Source organism: Streptomyces sp. NPDC001502 (genome assembly GCF_042894785.1).
In the GTDB taxonomy this organism is placed as follows: Bacteria; Actinomycetota; Actinomycetes; order Streptomycetales; family Streptomycetaceae; genus Streptomyces; species Streptomyces kutzneri.
Map to the genome: position 1 here is coordinate 31,590 of NZ_JBIAVW010000036.1, position 14,007 is coordinate 45,596.

Annotated in this window: 13 protein-coding genes and 1 tRNA gene; 1 reads left to right on the top strand and 13 read right to left on the bottom strand. The window is 72.0% G+C overall.

Annotated features, from left to right (window positions below; genetic code table 11):
• Nucleotides 1-20: 20 nt before the first annotated feature.
• The gene (locus ACFY0D_RS37910) at nt 21-1,361 is read right to left on the bottom strand and encodes a peptidoglycan-binding protein (RefSeq protein WP_390802462.1); all 1,341 of its coding nucleotides are present in this window, start codon (nt 1,359-1,361) and stop codon (nt 21-23) included.
• Nucleotides 1,362-1,592: 231 nt separating this feature from the next.
• Here ACFY0D_RS37910 and ACFY0D_RS37915 point away from each other — a divergent pair.
• Nucleotides 1,593-1,666, top strand: a tRNA-Lys gene (locus tag ACFY0D_RS37915).
• Between the two features lie 80 nt (nt 1,667-1,746).
• Here the strand turns inward: ACFY0D_RS37915 and ACFY0D_RS37920 are convergent.
• The 12 genes from ACFY0D_RS37920 to ACFY0D_RS37975 all read right to left on the bottom strand — a co-directional run bounded on the left by ACFY0D_RS37920 (nt 1,747) and on the right by ACFY0D_RS37975 (nt 13,782).
• A complete protein-coding gene (locus ACFY0D_RS37920; RefSeq protein WP_390802432.1) occupies nt 1,747-2,415 on the bottom strand; it encodes a class F sortase in 669 nt (222 codons plus the stop codon).
• Nucleotides 2,416-2,472: 57 nt separating this feature from the next.
• A complete protein-coding gene (locus ACFY0D_RS37925; protein WP_390802433.1) occupies nt 2,473-3,069 on the bottom strand; it encodes a hypothetical protein in 597 nt (198 codons plus the stop codon).
• Nucleotides 3,070-3,242: 173 nt separating this feature from the next.
• The gene (locus tag ACFY0D_RS37930; RefSeq protein WP_030016791.1) at nt 3,243-4,022 is read right to left on the bottom strand and encodes an HAD-IIA family hydrolase; all 780 of its coding nucleotides are present in this window, start codon (nt 4,020-4,022) and stop codon (nt 3,243-3,245) included.
• Between the two features lie 165 nt (nt 4,023-4,187).
• The gene (locus ACFY0D_RS37935) at nt 4,188-5,711 is read right to left on the bottom strand and encodes an alkaline phosphatase family protein (protein WP_390802434.1); all 1,524 of its coding nucleotides are present in this window, start codon (nt 5,709-5,711) and stop codon (nt 4,188-4,190) included.
• Between the two features lie 163 nt (nt 5,712-5,874).
• Nucleotides 5,875-6,948, bottom strand: coding sequence for a 2-aminoethylphosphonate ABC transporter substrate-binding protein (locus ACFY0D_RS37940; RefSeq protein WP_390802435.1), 1,074 nt, complete (start codon nt 6,946-6,948; stop codon nt 5,875-5,877).
• A gap of 82 nt (nt 6,949-7,030) precedes the next feature.
• Nucleotides 7,031-7,828: an ABC transporter permease gene (locus ACFY0D_RS37945; RefSeq protein ID WP_390802436.1), complete on the bottom strand. Its 798-nt coding sequence runs from the start codon at nt 7,826-7,828 to the stop codon at nt 7,031-7,033.
• Nucleotides 7,815-8,639: a 2-aminoethylphosphonate ABC transporter permease subunit gene (locus tag ACFY0D_RS37950; RefSeq protein WP_390802463.1), complete on the bottom strand. Its 825-nt coding sequence runs from the start codon at nt 8,637-8,639 to the stop codon at nt 7,815-7,817. Before ACFY0D_RS37950 ends, ACFY0D_RS37945 begins: the two co-directional genes overlap by 14 nt.
• Before the next feature lie 193 nt (nt 8,640-8,832).
• Nucleotides 8,833-9,882 carry an ABC transporter ATP-binding protein gene (locus ACFY0D_RS37955; RefSeq protein ID WP_390802437.1) on the bottom strand — a complete coding sequence of 350 codons (1,050 nt, stop codon included), beginning with the start codon at nt 9,880-9,882 and terminating at the stop codon, nt 8,833-8,835.
• Nucleotides 9,879-10,637, bottom strand: a complete 759-nt coding sequence (locus ACFY0D_RS37960; protein WP_390802438.1) for a phosphonatase-like hydrolase — start codon at nt 10,635-10,637, stop codon at nt 9,879-9,881. The genes ACFY0D_RS37955 and ACFY0D_RS37960 overlap by 4 nt, the downstream gene beginning before the upstream one ends.
• Before the next feature lie 5 nt (nt 10,638-10,642).
• Nucleotides 10,643-11,818, bottom strand: coding sequence for a TIGR03364 family FAD-dependent oxidoreductase (locus ACFY0D_RS37965; RefSeq protein WP_390802439.1), 1,176 nt, complete (start codon nt 11,816-11,818; stop codon nt 10,643-10,645).
• Nucleotides 11,819-11,966: 148 nt separating this feature from the next.
• Nucleotides 11,967-12,731 (bottom strand): GntR family transcriptional regulator, encoded by a 765-nt coding sequence (locus ACFY0D_RS37970; protein WP_390802440.1) that lies wholly within the window; start codon nt 12,729-12,731, stop codon nt 11,967-11,969.
• A 307-nt stretch (nt 12,732-13,038) separates the two neighbouring features.
• Nucleotides 13,039-13,782 carry a hypothetical protein gene (locus tag ACFY0D_RS37975; protein ID WP_390802441.1) on the bottom strand — a complete coding sequence of 248 codons (744 nt, stop codon included), beginning with the start codon at nt 13,780-13,782 and terminating at the stop codon, nt 13,039-13,041.
• Nucleotides 13,783-14,007: the final 225 nt, after the last annotated feature.

Sequence of the window (14,007 nt, forward strand, 5' to 3'; positions counted from 1 at the left end):
GGGGAACATCGTTACCTCCGTCATGCGAACAGCCGGCGCCAGGTTTCCGGGCCCGGGTAGCCGTTGGCCGATGCGCCGGTCCAGCCCTGCGCACGCTGGAAGGCCTCGACGTTGCGGCGGTCGGCCTCGCTCCAGCGCAGGCCCGGACCGGATGTGTAGTACTTGCCGAAGCCCTTCTTCGCCAGCTGACGGCCGAGGGCCCTGATGGCCTCGTGCGACTGGCCCGGGCGGAACACCGCGGCGCCCGGGTAGGCCCGTACCCCGCCCGGCCCCGGCGCGCCCGCCACCGTCGGCGGGATGTTCTTGCCCTGCTTCTCGACCAGCAGCTTCCAGGTGTGGGTGCCCGGAATGCCGTCGGCGTCCGCGCCCGTCCAGCCCTGTGCGCGCTGGAAGGCCGCGGTGGCGAGCTTGTCGTGGTCGCTCCACGTCCGGTCGGCCACGCCCTTGGGGTAGAAGCGGTACGCGCCGCGCTCGATCAGCATCCGGCCGAGCTGGGCCACGTGGTCGTTGGTGACGCCGGGGCCGAACTTGTCCGCGCCCGGGAAGACCGTCGCGTCCCCCGGCTTGGCGCCCGCCGGCGGCTGATCGCCCGGGACGTCCGGCAGGATGCCGCCCGGCACCCCGTTGAACCGGTACGGGACGTACTTCGTCGCGTTGCTCCAGTACCCGTAGGGCGTGGCCAGCTTCCGCGTGTTCGGGCGCGTCTGCTCGTAGGCGACGTAGTGCGTGTGCGTCGAGTCGACCCAGCCGCCGAAGATGACCACGTGCGAGCCGTTGTTGGGGTCGGCCGGGTTGTGGAAGAGGAGCATGTCCCCCGGCAGCAGCTCATCCTTGGTGATCTTGGTGGCGAACTTGTCGAGGCTGCCGGTCCATTCGTTCGACCCGAGGTTCCAGACCATGGAGACGTAGCCCGAGCAGTCCTGCCGGTACCCGTCCATCCAGTACTCGGACATGCTGTACGGGACCTGCGCGTCCAGCCACAGCTTCGCCCGGTTGATGATCGTCGCGCGGTCGATCCGCCGCACCGCGCCGGGCCTGGCCGGAGCGCCGGGCTTCCCCACCGGCCCGCCCTTCGGGCCGTGCAGCGGGGTCCGGCCGCCCTGCGGGGAGCCCGGGTCGTCCAGGGCCACCGGCCCCGGGGCCGGTGTGGTCACCGCCACCGCGGTCGTACTGCCGCCGCCCAGGACCACTCCCGCGGCGGTGGCCAGCACCAGCGCCCGGCGGGCGCCGCGTGCGGCCGGGTGCCCCCCGTCCCGGAGCGGTATGGCCCGCGCGCGGGCGAGGGCGCGGCGGCGCTGGGCGCAGCCCCGGCACACGCAGTCGCCCGCGGGCTCGTACTCCTCGAAACCGGGCATCGGCATCTGCACATGCGTCGGAGGCTGCATCGTCATGCGGTTCCGTCCACTCCCCTGCTCGTCCACTCGCCCACTCGTCCACCGGTCGGCCGGAGCCACAGCTGATGAAGCATCAGATGTGGCACGCGCAGACATATGGTGCACGATAAACCCCCCAAACATGGGTTAATCGGACAAGGTGGGCGTGGCTGGTCACGGGCACCCCTGGAGGTGGGGTAGAGTTTTCCCTGTCAGCAAGCGCCGCTAGCTCAGTTGGTTAGAGCAGCTGACTCTTAATCAGCGGGTCCGGGGTTCGAGTCCCTGGCGGCGCACAGACGGAAGAAGCCCCCCGCAGCGAAAGCTGCGGGGGGCTTCTTCGTTTCCCGTTCGTTTTCCGCCGGCGCGCAGGGCCTCAGGCCGCGGTACCCGGCGTGCCCGGGCGGGCTCCCACGCCCGTCAGGTAGGCGGAGACCACCACGTTCGCCGTGTACTCCTTGGCCGCCTTGTCGTACGAGCCCCCGCAGGTCACCAGCCTCAGCTCGGCGCGGCCCCGGACCCGCTGGCCGTAGGCCTTGTGGGCGTCGAAGGCCGCGCGCTCGTAGACCCGTACGTCCTCGACCGTGAACTCGGCGACCGAGCCGTCCGCCCGGACCACCCGCACCTTGTCGCCCGGCTGCGCGGAGCTCAGGCCGTAGAACACCGCCGGCTTGGACCGGGTGTCCACGTGCCCCACCATCAGCGCCGTCCCGGCCGTCCCCGGCTGGGTGCCCCGGCCCCACCAGCCCACCGTGCCCGGCTGGTCGTACGGGGGCGGCTCGATCGCCCCGTCCTTGTCCAGGTCCCGGGAGATCACCGGGGCCTGGATGCCTATGGAGGGCACGTCGACGCGCTGGGGCGGGGCCGCGGCGAGCGGGGCGTGCACGGCCGGCAGCCCCGGGCCCACCGTCCCGCCGGCCTGACCGGCGGGCGGGGCCGGAGCCACGGTGAGCTGGCGGCCCCACAGCCACAGGCCGAGCACCAGTACCGCCCAGGCGGCGAAGGTCAGCAGCCGGCCGCCGGCGGAGGCCTTGTCCTCACTCACCGGCGCTCACCGGCACCCACCAGGCACTCACCGGCACTCACCGGCACCCACCGGGCCTCACTCCCCGCTGCGGCGGCGGCGCAGGGCCAGCGCGCGGCCCGCGACGGCCAGGGTGGCGACCGCGGCGAGGACGGCGCCGATCACCGTGTGCGGCAGCCCCGGTCCGTCGGCGCCGTGGGCCTTCTTGGCCGACTGCGCCGCGAGTTCGGCGGACATGCCGCCGCCGCCCGCGTGCACCGGCCAGACGGGCGAGGCGTGGTGGGACGGGCGGTACTCGGAGATCTGGACGGAGCCGCTGACCTTGTCGTGGCCGTCGCACGTCACCCGGACGGAGTGCCAGCCGGGCGAGGCGTGCGAGCTGATCATCGCGTCGCCGTAGAGCGGGCTGCGGCCGCCGTCCCGGCCGTAGAGGTCGACGTCCGACACGAAGACAGCGGACTTGGCCGCTCCGCGGGTGCCGTCACAGCCCTGGACGCGCAGCTTGACCTGCGCTCCGGGGTGAGCCGGATTCGGGTCGACCGTGACGCTGCCGCGGTCTCCGCGGTCACCGCGGTCCTCCTCGCCCGCAAGGGCGATCGGCGCGGTCACCGCCGAGAATGCCGCCAGGGCGACGGCCATCGCGGTGGCGCGGACAGCGATCGGAACACTGCGCATGGTGAACCTCCTCGACAAGGAGATTCACGCGCGGCGCGCCGCCGCGCATCCGGAGCGGCGCCGTACGTGTCGGCCGTACGCCCCAAACGCAGTACGCCCGTTCGGCCGTACGCCGTACGCGGCATGCGGGTGCGCGGCAGGCGGGTGCGCCGCACGCGGGTACGGCGTACGCGTCAGACCAGGTCGACCAGGTCCGCGATCGAGGCGACCGTCTTGGTCGGGCGGAACGGGAACTTCTCGGTGTCCTGCTCGGTGGTCAGGCCGGTGAGGACGAGGAAGGTCTGCATGCCCGCCTCCAGACCGGCCAGCACGTCGGTGTCCATCCGGTCGCCGATCATCGCGCTGGTCTCCGAGTGCGCGCCGATGGCGTTCAGGCCGGTGCGCATCATCAGCGGGTTCGGCTTGCCGGCGAAGTACGGCTTCTTGCCGGTCGCCTTGGTGATCAGCGCGGCGACGGCACCGGTGGCCGGGAGCGGGCCCTCGGTGGACGGGCCCGTCTCGTCGGGGTTGGTGCAGATGAAGCGCGCACCCGCGTTGATCAGGCGGACCGCCTTGGTCATCGCCTCGAAGCTGTACGTCCGGGTCTCGCCCAGGACCACGTAGTCGGGCTCGTGGTCGGTCAGGATGTAGCCGATGTCGTGGAGGGCCGTGGTCAGGCCGGCCTCGCCGATGACGTACGCCGTGCCGCCCGGACGCTGGTCGTCGAGGAACTTCGCGGTGGCCAGCGCCGAGGTCCAGATGTTCTCGACGGGGACCTGCAGACCCATGCGGCTCAGGCGGGCCTGGAGGTCGCGGGGGGTGTAGATCGAGTTGTTGGTCAGCACCAGGAAGGGCTTGCCGGACTCGCGCAGCCGCTTGATGAAGGCATCGGCGCCGGGGATCGGGGTGCCCTCGTGGATGAGGACCCCGTCCATGTCGGTGAGCCAGGATTCGATCGGCTTGCGCTCTGCCACTGGACTGTTCTCCGCTCTCGGTGACCTGCGACCTCTGGTCTGTACCACCCTATCGGGGCCGGGCCGTGGACGTCCTTGCCGTCCACAGCCCGGACCCGGACCACGGGGAGGGGCGATCAGCCCAGGTGACCGCCTAGGTGACCGCCTAGGTGGTCGCCCAGGAAATCAGCCCAGGCGGACGTTGTCGACGGTCCAGAACCAGTTGTTGTTGCCGCTGTAGCGGAAGCGGACCTGGACGTCGGTGGCGCCGGCCGGAACCTGGAGGGCGAGGGACTCGGACTTGGCGACGGCGTCGGCGGTGTAGGTCTTCACCACGGCCGGGGCGGCGCCGTTGTAGGAGACCAGGACCTGGGCGGTCTGGCCGGCCTCGTGACGGTAGTGCGTCTGGAAGGTCAGATTCCGCGTGCTGCCGCCGCTGACCGCCCACTTGGGGGTGACGAGGGTGGAGTCGAAGGTGCCGGTGTGGCTCTTGTCGTCCCACTCGTCGGAGTCGGCGACGGCGAAGACGTCACGGGAGCGGACGTTCAGCTCGCGCCACTGGTCGCGCTGCGACTGGCTCCAGAACTCGTCGGTCGCGAAAGCCCAGCCGGCCCACTCGGTGACACCGCCCGTGCCCATCCTGGAGTTGTCGACGGACCAGCCGGCGGGCGGGGTGTGCGTGAAGCCCTTCACCCCGGCCGGGATGCCCGTCTCGTCCACCCGGGCCTGGAGGTTCGGGCGCAGGGTGTCGAAGGGGTCGCCGTCCGGGGCGTTCAGCGGGACGCCGTCGAGGCCCGTGCCGCTGACGCCGACCTGGGCGAGGGCGGTGGCGGCGACGTCGGCCAGCCGCACGTCGGTGCGGACGGAGCCGGCCGGGATGCCCGCGCCCTTGGCGAGGACGAAGGTGCCGCGTTCCTGGATGGTCGAGCCGCCGTGGCCGCCGGAGTCGGTGTGGCCGTGGTCGGTGGTGACCAGGATCTTCCAGTTCTCCTGGGCGTACGTCGGGCGGTTCTTGACGGCGGTGAGGAGCTGGCCGACCAGGGTGTCGACGCGGGCGATGGTGTCGAGGTACTGCTGGCTGGCCGCGCCGTAGGAGTGCCCGGCCGCGTCGATCTCGCCGAGGTAGACGAAGGCGGCGTCCGGGTTCTGGTCGCGCAGTTCGGCGGCGGCGGCCGCGGCGATCTTCGGGTCCTCGGTGCGGTAACCGTCGCGGTCGCCCTTGAGGGAGAGGCGCTTGTCGACCTTCGCGGAGAAGATCGGGCCGTTCTGGTCGGTGGAGGTGATGGGCTCCCAGTCCGCGGCCGCGTACGTGTTGAGCGCCGGCTTGGCGTTCTCGATGCGGGTCAGGAAGTCCGGGTAGGCGGCGTAGTTCTTGCCGGTGAAGGAGTTGTCCTTCACGCCGTGCTTGTCGGGCCAGACCCCGGTGGCGATGGTGGACCAGCCGGGGCCCGAGGAGGTGGCGGCCATCGGGCTCGCGTAGAGGGTGCTGCGGGCGGTCAGGCCCTGGGCCATCAGGCCGTTCAGGTGGGGTGCGTTGGCGGCCTTGACGCGGTCCAGGACCGCGCCGTCGATGCCGATGACGAGGACCTTGTCGGTGTTGACCGCGGCCGCGGCGGCGCCGGCGGAGGTGGCCAGGGCGGTGGCGGCGATCAGGGCGGAGGTGACGGCGGTCGCGGCGATGGCACGACGTCCGGGCAGGACAGGGGACACGTACTCCTCCTGGGAGCAAGTGAGCGGCGAAAGGAGCGGGGGAGTTTCGACGTTCGACATACGTTCCGGTGTGCTCCGGGTCCGGACCGAAGGTGCGGTCTTCGGTCCAGACCCGTTATGCAAAGGTCACTCTGCCGGTCTGGGGTGGCCGACAAGTAACCGGTCAGCTTCCGGTTGCCGACTTCCACGCGTCGACGTAGCCAGTGAGGTTCTTGTCGATGTCGGCCCAGTTCGGCTCGAAGATCTCCACGCCCGTCATGAGCTTGGTGAGTTCGACGGCGTTGGCGTCGGTCGGCTTGACGTCGGTGCGCGCCGGGAAGCCGCCGCCGACCCCGCTGACCAGCTGCTGGGCCTCCTCGCTGAGCAGGAAGTCGAGGAGCTTCTTGCCGTTCTCGGTGTGCGGGGCCTTGTCGACCAGGCCTGCCGCGTAGGGCAGGGCGAAGCTGGTGGGCTTGCCGCCCTCCTTCGCCGGGAACCAGATGCCCAGGTTCGGCATGGACTTGGACTGCGCGAAGTTCATCTGGACGTCGCCGTTGGCCACGAGCAGCTCGCCCTTGTCGGTCTTGGGCGCGAGCTTGCTGGTGGAGGAGGACGGGCCGACGTTGTTGGCCTGGAGCTTCTTCAGGTATTCCATCGCCGGCTCCTGGCCGCCGAAGTCGTGCATCGACTTGATGAGCACGGCGGTGCCGTCGCCCGCGACACCCGGGGTGGAGTACTGCAGCTTGCCCTTGTACTTGGCGTCCAGCAGCTCCTCCCAGGTCTTGGGGGCCTCGGTGAGTTCCTTCTTGTTGTAGACGAAGCCGAAGTAGTTCTTGACGACCGAGGTCCACTTGCCGTCGGCGGCCTTGTCCGCGCCGTTGACCTTGTCGGAGCCCTGGGGCTTGTAGGACTGGAGCAGGCCCTTGCCGTCGGCCTGCTGGATGAAGGGCGGCAGGGTGATCAGTACGTCGGCCTGGGTGTTGGTCTTCTCTCGGACGGCGCGCTGCACCATCTCGCCCGAGCCGCCCTCGACGTACTTGACCTCGATGCCGGTCTTCTTGGTGAAGTCGGCGAAGACCTTGTCGTACCAGCCGTCGCCCTTCTCGCTCTTGAGGCCGTCGGCGCTGTAGACGGTGACGACCTTCTCGCCGCCCTCGGAGTCGGAGGAGGAGGAGCCGCCGCAGGCGGTGAGGGAGGAGGCGAGGGCGAGGCCGCCGGTGACGAGGGTGGCGGTGCGGAGGAGTCTCTTGCCGGTCATGGAACTTCCTTACGGGGAAAGGGAGTCGGAAAGGGATTCGGACGGGGGCGTAAGGGGAGGGCGGTTCGGTGGTTCGGGCGGTTCAGCGGTAGGAGGCCCTGGTGCGGACGCGGGAGACGGCCAGGAGGACCAGCAGGGTGGTGGCCATCAGGACCACGGCGACGGCGGAGCCGCCGTAGAGCGAACCGCGGTCGGTGGCGGTGAAGATGCGGACGGGGAGGGGCATCCAGTCCGGCGGGTAGAGCATCATCGTGGCGCTCAGCTCGCCCATGGACAGGGCGAAGCAGAGACCGGCCGCGGCCGTGAGGGACGGCAGCAGGAGGGGGAGTTTGACCCGCCACAGGACGTACGCGGGACGGGCGCCCAGGGAGGCGGCCGCCTGCTCGTACGCGGGGTCGAGCCGTACGATCGCCGCCGAAACCGACTGGTGGGCGAACGCCGTGACAAGGATCGTGTGCGCCAGGATGACGATCGAGCTGGTGCCGTTGAGCAGGACCGGGGGCCGGCTGAAGGCGACGAGCACGGCGAGGCCGACGACGACGGACGGCACGGCGACGGGCAGCATGAACAGCGCGTCCAGGGTTCGCTTCGCGCGCTTCCTCAGCGTGGCGGCGGCCAGCGCGGCCCAGGTGCCGACGGCGAGCGCGAGGAGGCTGGCGGCGAGGGCGGTGACCAGGCTGGTGGTCAGGGCCTGGAGGGATTCGCCGCGCACGGCGGCCGCGTAGTTCTCGGTGGTCGGACCGGAGGGGAAGGCCCCGGACCAGTGGGTGGCGAAGGAGGCCGCGACCACGACGAGCAGGGGCAGGGCGAACAGCGGCAGGAAGAGGAGGCCGAAGAGGCCCCAGGCGGCCCAGCGGCCGCCCTTGCTATGCACCAGCACGCTTGCCCACCACCCGGTAGAGGCCGAACAGGCCGACGGATATCGCGATGTTGACGACGGCGACCACGCAGGCGGCCGCGTAGTCGGATTCGAGGATGGCCTTGCCGTAGATGAGCATCGGGAGGGTCGTGACGTCCTTGGCGCCGGTGAACAGGACGATCCCGAACTCGTTCAGGCACATGACCAGGACGAGGCTGCCGCCGGCGGCGAGGGCCGGGAGGGCCTCGGGCAGGATCACCTGCCGGACGATCCGGGCGGGCCGGGCGCCGAGGCCGGCGGCGACCTCCAGCTGGGCGGTGTCCAGCTGGGAGAAGGCGGCGAGCAGCGGGCGCATCACGAAGGGCGTGAAGTACGTGATCTCCGCGAGCAGGACGCCCCAGGGGGTGGTGAGGAAGTGGAAGGGTCCCTCGGCGGCGCCGGTGAGGTCGGTGACGAGGCCGTTGGCCATGCCGACCGTTCCGTAGACGAAGAGGAGGGCGAGGGTGATGAGGAAGGAGGGGAAGGAGAGGAAGACGTCGATGAACTTGGCGACGGCGCGGGCCCCGGGGAAGGGCACGAAGGCGATGATCAGCGCGAGCGTGAAGCCGAGTACGAGGCAGCCGGCGGTCGCACCGACGGCCAGCCAGACGGTCGTCCCGAGGGCCTCGCGGAAGCTCTGCGAGGCGAAGACGGAGGCGTACGCGTCGAAGGCACCGCCACCGTTCTCGGGGCTGAACGACTGCTGGACGACCAGCGCGAGCGGATACAGGAACACGAGCGCGAGCACGGCGACGGGCGGCAGGGCCCACAGTGCCGAATTCAGCCTCGGCAGGGGGCACCTCCCAGCGGTGGCTGGGGGAGTTCGAGGCGCGGGGTCCGGGGCGGAGCCCCGGTCTTTCAGCCCCGTCGGCGTTCGAGGCGCGGGGGGCGGGGCAGGGTCCGGGGCGGTGTCCGGGGCGGTGTCCGGGGCGGTGTCCGGGGCGGAGCCTCGGTCCCCAGCCGGCACGGCCGCCCGCCGCGTGGCCTCAGCCATCCGACACCCCGGCGGCCAGCAGCACGGCGTCCCGCGGCTCGAAGTGCAGCGTGACCCGGTCCCCCAGCGCGGGCGTCTCCCGCAGCTCGGGGAGGTCCGCCTTCACGCGGTGGCCGCCGACGTCCACGTACAGCCGGTGGGTCGAGCCGCGCCACTGGACCTCGGCGATGGTGCCGCTCAGCGCGTTGGGGCCGGCGCCGAGGCCGAGCAGGTGCGGCCGTACGCACAGGGTCGCCGTCGAGCCCGGCGCCGCGCGCCCGCGGTCGAGGGTCAGCGTCCGGCCCTCGAAGACCGCGCCGCTCTCGGCGACCGTCACCGGCAGCAGGTTCGCGTTGCCGACGAACGAGGCGGTGAACTCGGTGCGCGGGGCCCGGTACAGCTCCTGTGGGGTCCCGCAGTCCCGCAGCCGGGCCTGGTCCATGACGGCGATCCGGTCGGCCAGGGTGAGTGCCTCCACCTGGTCGTGGGTGACGTACAGGATGGAGACGTCGGGCAGTTCGCGGTGCAGGCGGGCCAGCTCGGTGAGCATCCCGGAGCGCAGCTGCGCGTCGAGGGCGGACAGCGGCTCGTCGAGCAGGAGCACCCCGGGGCGGATGGCGAGGGCGCGGGCGATGGCCACGCGCTGCTGCTGGCCGCCGGAGAGCTCGCGGGGGTGGCGCCGCGCGTAGGCGGCCATGCCGGTGAGTTCGAGTGCCTCGGCGACCCGGCCGGGGATCTCGGCCCTGGGGGCCTTCTGGGCCTTGAGGCCGAAGGCGACGTTGTCCTCGACCCGCATGTGCGGGAAGAGCGCGTACTGCTGGACGACCATGCCGATGCCGCGCTTGTGCGGCGGGAGCGCGGTGACGTCCCGGCCCCCGATCAGCACCCGCCCCGTGACGGGTCGTACGAAGCCGGCGACGGCGCGCAGTGCCGTGGTCTTGCCGGAACCGGAGGGGCCGAGCAGGGCCATCACCTCGCCGGGTTCGACGGTCAGGTCGAGGGAGTCCAGGACGGTGTTGCCGCCGTAGGCGACGCTGACCCCGTCGAAACGGATACCGCTCACGGCGACTCCACGGGCGGGGTGGGGAGCACGGGGAGGGTGGGGAGGGTGGGGAGGGCGAGGAGGGCGGGGAGTTCGGCGACGGAGGCCATGACGTGGGTCGCGCCGTGTCGCGTGAGCGCCGCGCGGTCGTGGGCGCCGGTGAGGACGCCCGCCACGGTCCCGGCGCCGGCGCGGCGGCCGCTGAGCATGTCGTAGGCGGTGTCGCCCGCGACCACGACGTCGGTCACGTCGGCCACGGCGCCGGTGCGCAGGAACGCGGTCAGCACCATGTCCGGGTACGGGCGGCCGCGGCCGCCCGCGTCGGCGGGGCAGAGGGTGAGGTCGGCGAGGTCCTGCCAGCCGAGGGCGTCGAGGATGGCGTCCTGGGTGACCCGGGCGAAGCCGGTGGTCAGGACGACGGTGCGGCCGTCGGCGCGGAGCTGCTCGATCGCGGCGCGGGCGCCGGGGAGCGGGGTGACGAGACCGCCGTCGACGAGGGCTCCGTAGGCCTCCTCGAAGGCGGAGTTGGCGCGGTGGGCGAGTTCCTCCGTACCGAAGAGGTGGCGGAAGACCGAGATCTTGGACTCGCCCATGGTGTCGAGGACGTACCGGAGCTTCTCGGCGTGGTCGGGGGTGCCGGGCTCGACGCCGAGGCGCTCGGCGGCCTGCTCGAAGGCGCGCTCGACGAGGCCGCCGTCGGCGACGGTGGTGCCGGCCATGTCGAGGACGACCAGCTTGCGGCGGGTGACGTCGGTTTCGGGTGTGATGTCGCTCATCTGACTTACCAGCCCAGTTCGTTCGCGGTGGTCTCGGCTATGGCGGGCGAGCAGGTCATGCCGCGCCCGCCGGGTCCGGTCACCAGCCAGACGCCGTCGGCCACCTGCTGGCGGTGGACGACGCGGGTGGTGTCGGCGCACTGCGCGTACACGCCCGCCCAGCGGTGGCGGATCCTCGGCAGCGGGCGGCCGAGGAAGGATTCGGCCACGGCGGCGACGTGCTCGTAGGGGTCTTCGAGGGTGTCGAAGGCGAAGGGGTGCTCGTACTCGTGGGTGTCGCCGATGGTCAGTCCGCCGTCGCGGCGCTGGACCATGAGCAGCTGCATCTTGTGTTCGGCGGCGATCGGCGCCTGCGCCTGCTCGGCGTTGAGGGTGTCGAGCGCGGGGGACTTGTAGGCGGGGTAGTAGCGGAAGCTGTCGGCGTCCGCGACGGAGGTGGTCAGCGGCTCGCCGAGCGGGTCGGTCTGCATCATCTGGAGGCGGACGCGGCGCACGGGCAGGTCGGGGACCAGTTCGCGGACCAGGCCGGACAGCCAGGCACCGGTGGCCAGGACCACCGCGTCGGCGCGGTGGACGTCGCCGTGGTCGTCACGGACGGCTGCGGTGCCGGTCCCGGGGGCGAGCCCGAGGTTGGCCCCGAGGTTGGCCCCGAGGCCGGCCACCTCGCGGACCTCGCGGCCAGCGAGGAAGGTGTACCGGCCGGCGGCGCGGGTGCGCAGGGCCTCCCGGAGGTGGAGCTGCGCGGTGCGCGGCTCGACGGCCGCGTCCCGCTCGCACCACAGTGCGGCCTCGAACGCGCCGCGCAGGGCCGGGTTGATCTCCCGCGCCTCGGCCGCGGTGAGCAGCTTGTAGCCGCGGGCGGCGGCGTCCGGGCGGGCCAGGGCCGCCTCGGCGACCGCGAGTTCGCGAGCGGTGCGGACGGGGGTGAGGGAGCCGTTGGCGCGGAAGCCCAGGCCGGGCACCTCCGCGCCGATGCGCTCCCAGAGCTCGCGGGCCCGCAGGGCGGTGTCGAGCTCTTCTCCCCCGGCCCGTCCGCTGACCCAGATCTGGCCGAAATTACGCAGGGATGCGCCGCGGGCCTCCGCTTCTCGCTCGATCTGGACGACCTCGTGGCCGCGTTCGACTGCTTGCCAGGCGTGCATGGTGCCGACCACGCCGCCTCCGACGACTATGACTCTCACGCCGCCAACGGTGGGTCGGGTCCGTGACCCGGGAAGGTCGGCCCGGCGACGACCCGGTGAACAGCCCCCGACACTTGGACTAGACCCGTTATCTTTTTGTGATGCGAATGCGTCCCGCTCTGCCCGTTACGGACCGATAGATCCTGGGCTATTCGGCGCGCAGGCGGGTCGTGAAGCTGAACCGGTCGCCACGGTAGAGCGAACGCACCCGTTCCAGCGGCCGGCCGTCCTGGTCCCGTGAGAAGCGGTGGATGAGCAGCATGGGGAGAGCGGGCGGGGTGCCGATCAGCAGGGCTTCGCGCGGGGTCGCCAGGACCGTCTCCAGTTTTTCGTCGGCCTCGCCGAAGGAGATGCCGAGGCTGTCGCGGAGGTACACGTAGAAGGAGGAGTCCGGCTGGAAGTCGCTGTCCAGGCGAGGGGCCCGGGCCACCCGGATGTACGTGCTCTCCAGGCCGACGCGCTCGTCGTCGGCGAGCAGGACCCGCTCCAGGTGCCAGACGGGCTCCCCGGCCTCGGCCCCGATGCCGGGAGCGACGTCGGGCGGGCAGGGGAACTGCTCCAGGCCGATGAGGTGACGGCCCGGGCGGCGGCCTTGGCGGCGCACGCCCTCGGTGTAGCTGGCGAGGGAGAGCGGCTGCTCCAGCTTGGGGCCGGCGACGACGGTCCCGCGGCCGGAGCGGCGCAGCCGGCCCTCCAGCAGCAGCTCGCGCAGGGCCTGGCGGACGGTCTCGCGGGACACCTCGTACCGCTCGGCGAGATCGCGCTCGGTGGGCAGCGTGCCGCCCTCGCCGAGCTCGTCGAGGAGCTCGGCGATGCGGGCCTTGACGGCGTAGTACTTGGGGATGCGGCCGTGCTCGGGAATGCCGGAGCGCACGGGTGAGCCGGGGCGGTGCCGCTGGGTCTGTTCTTCCACGGTGGGACTCTATGCGGGGCGGCCGGCGCCACGAGGTGACGGGGGCACGGACGAAGCGCGGACGGCTCACGGGCGGCTGAAGGGCGGCTGACGGAGGGGCGACGGGCGGTCTGCTGATGGTTTGCGGACGGCCGAGGGACGGCCGAGGGACGGCCGAGGGACGGCCGAGGACGGTTCAGCGGGCAGTCTGCGGACGGGTTCAGCTGCGGCCTGCGGACGGTTCAGCGTGCAGCCTCCGGACGGGTTCAGCGTACGGTTCAGCGTGCGGCCTCCGGACGGGTTCAGCGTGCGGCCTGCGGCGACGGGTTCAGCGTGTGGAACGGCGCAGTCGGCGGGCTCCCAGCAGCAGGCCGCCACCGGTGGCGAGCGCGGCCACGGCACCCGTCCCGTACGCCCACTCGCGCGGGCCGGTGTGGGCGAGGGAGCCCGCCTCGACGGGATCCTCCGGCCCCTCGACCGAGAACCGGTAGCCGCCCGCCTCGCCGATCCAGTCGCCGTCGTCACCCTTGCGCTGGACGAGGGCGGCATCGGCGACGACCTCGCCGACGGGCGCGTCGGGGGCGAAGGAGAGGCCCACCTTGACGGTCAGGGAACCGCCGGGGCCGACGGTGAAGCCGGGGAAGGCGTCGCCGCCGTCGAAGACGGCGATGATCTCGTCGCGGTCGCTGCTCTCCAGGCTGACGGGGAAGGTGCCGCCCGGGGCGTCGAACTCCATGCGCAGGTGCGCGGGGCGCAGGACGCGGGCCTTGTCCGTGAAGACGACGATCGGATGGATGGCCGTGCACTCGGAGTTGGTGGTGTTGGTCAGGTCCAGGTACCAGGTCTGCAGCCCGGCACCGGTGCGGTACACGGACGGGCCACCTCGGATCCGCGCCCCGATGGGGAAGGCGGTGCTCTTCCCGTCGCCGCAGGTGGCCTGCGCGCGGGAGGGCAGTGCGGGTGCGGGGCGTCCACCGCCCGCGCCGATGTCGGCTCCGGCGGTGGGCGCGGTGGTGGCGACCAGGGCGGCGGAGAGGGCTGCGGTGAGGGCAAGGGCTTTGCGCAGTCGCATGGAAGACCTTCGCTGCTCGCCGGACGGGATGATGATCGGACGAGGTGACAATCACCCCGGCTCTGCCCGCACCCTGCCACCCCCGCGCGACCCGTCATCGGGAGCCACGCCTGAGTCGTTCCGGTTTACGCCCGAATGACGCACGGGGTCAAATCCTTCCCCCGCCCCGAACCCCATCCGGCCCCGCCGCACGCATCCAGCCCCGGCGGCGATTGAGGCGATCTT

Bases quoted from the DNA above. Each gene is read 5' to 3' on its own strand.
- ACFY0D_RS37910 (WP_390802462.1), bottom strand. From the start codon at position 1,361: ATGCCGATGCCCGGTTTCGAGGAGTACGAGCCCGCGGGCGACTGCGTG.
- ACFY0D_RS37960 (WP_390802438.1), bottom strand. From the start codon at position 10,637: ATGAGCGACATCACACCCGAAACCGACGTCACCCGCCGCAAGCTGGTC.
- ACFY0D_RS37925 (WP_390802433.1), bottom strand. From the start codon at position 3,069: ATGCGCAGTGTTCCGATCGCTGTCCGCGCCACCGCGATGGCCGTCGCC.
- ACFY0D_RS37975 (WP_390802441.1), bottom strand. From the start codon at position 13,782: ATGCGACTGCGCAAAGCCCTTGCCCTCACCGCAGCCCTCTCCGCCGCC.
- ACFY0D_RS37940 (WP_390802435.1), bottom strand. From the start codon at position 6,948: ATGACCGGCAAGAGACTCCTCCGCACCGCCACCCTCGTCACCGGCGGC.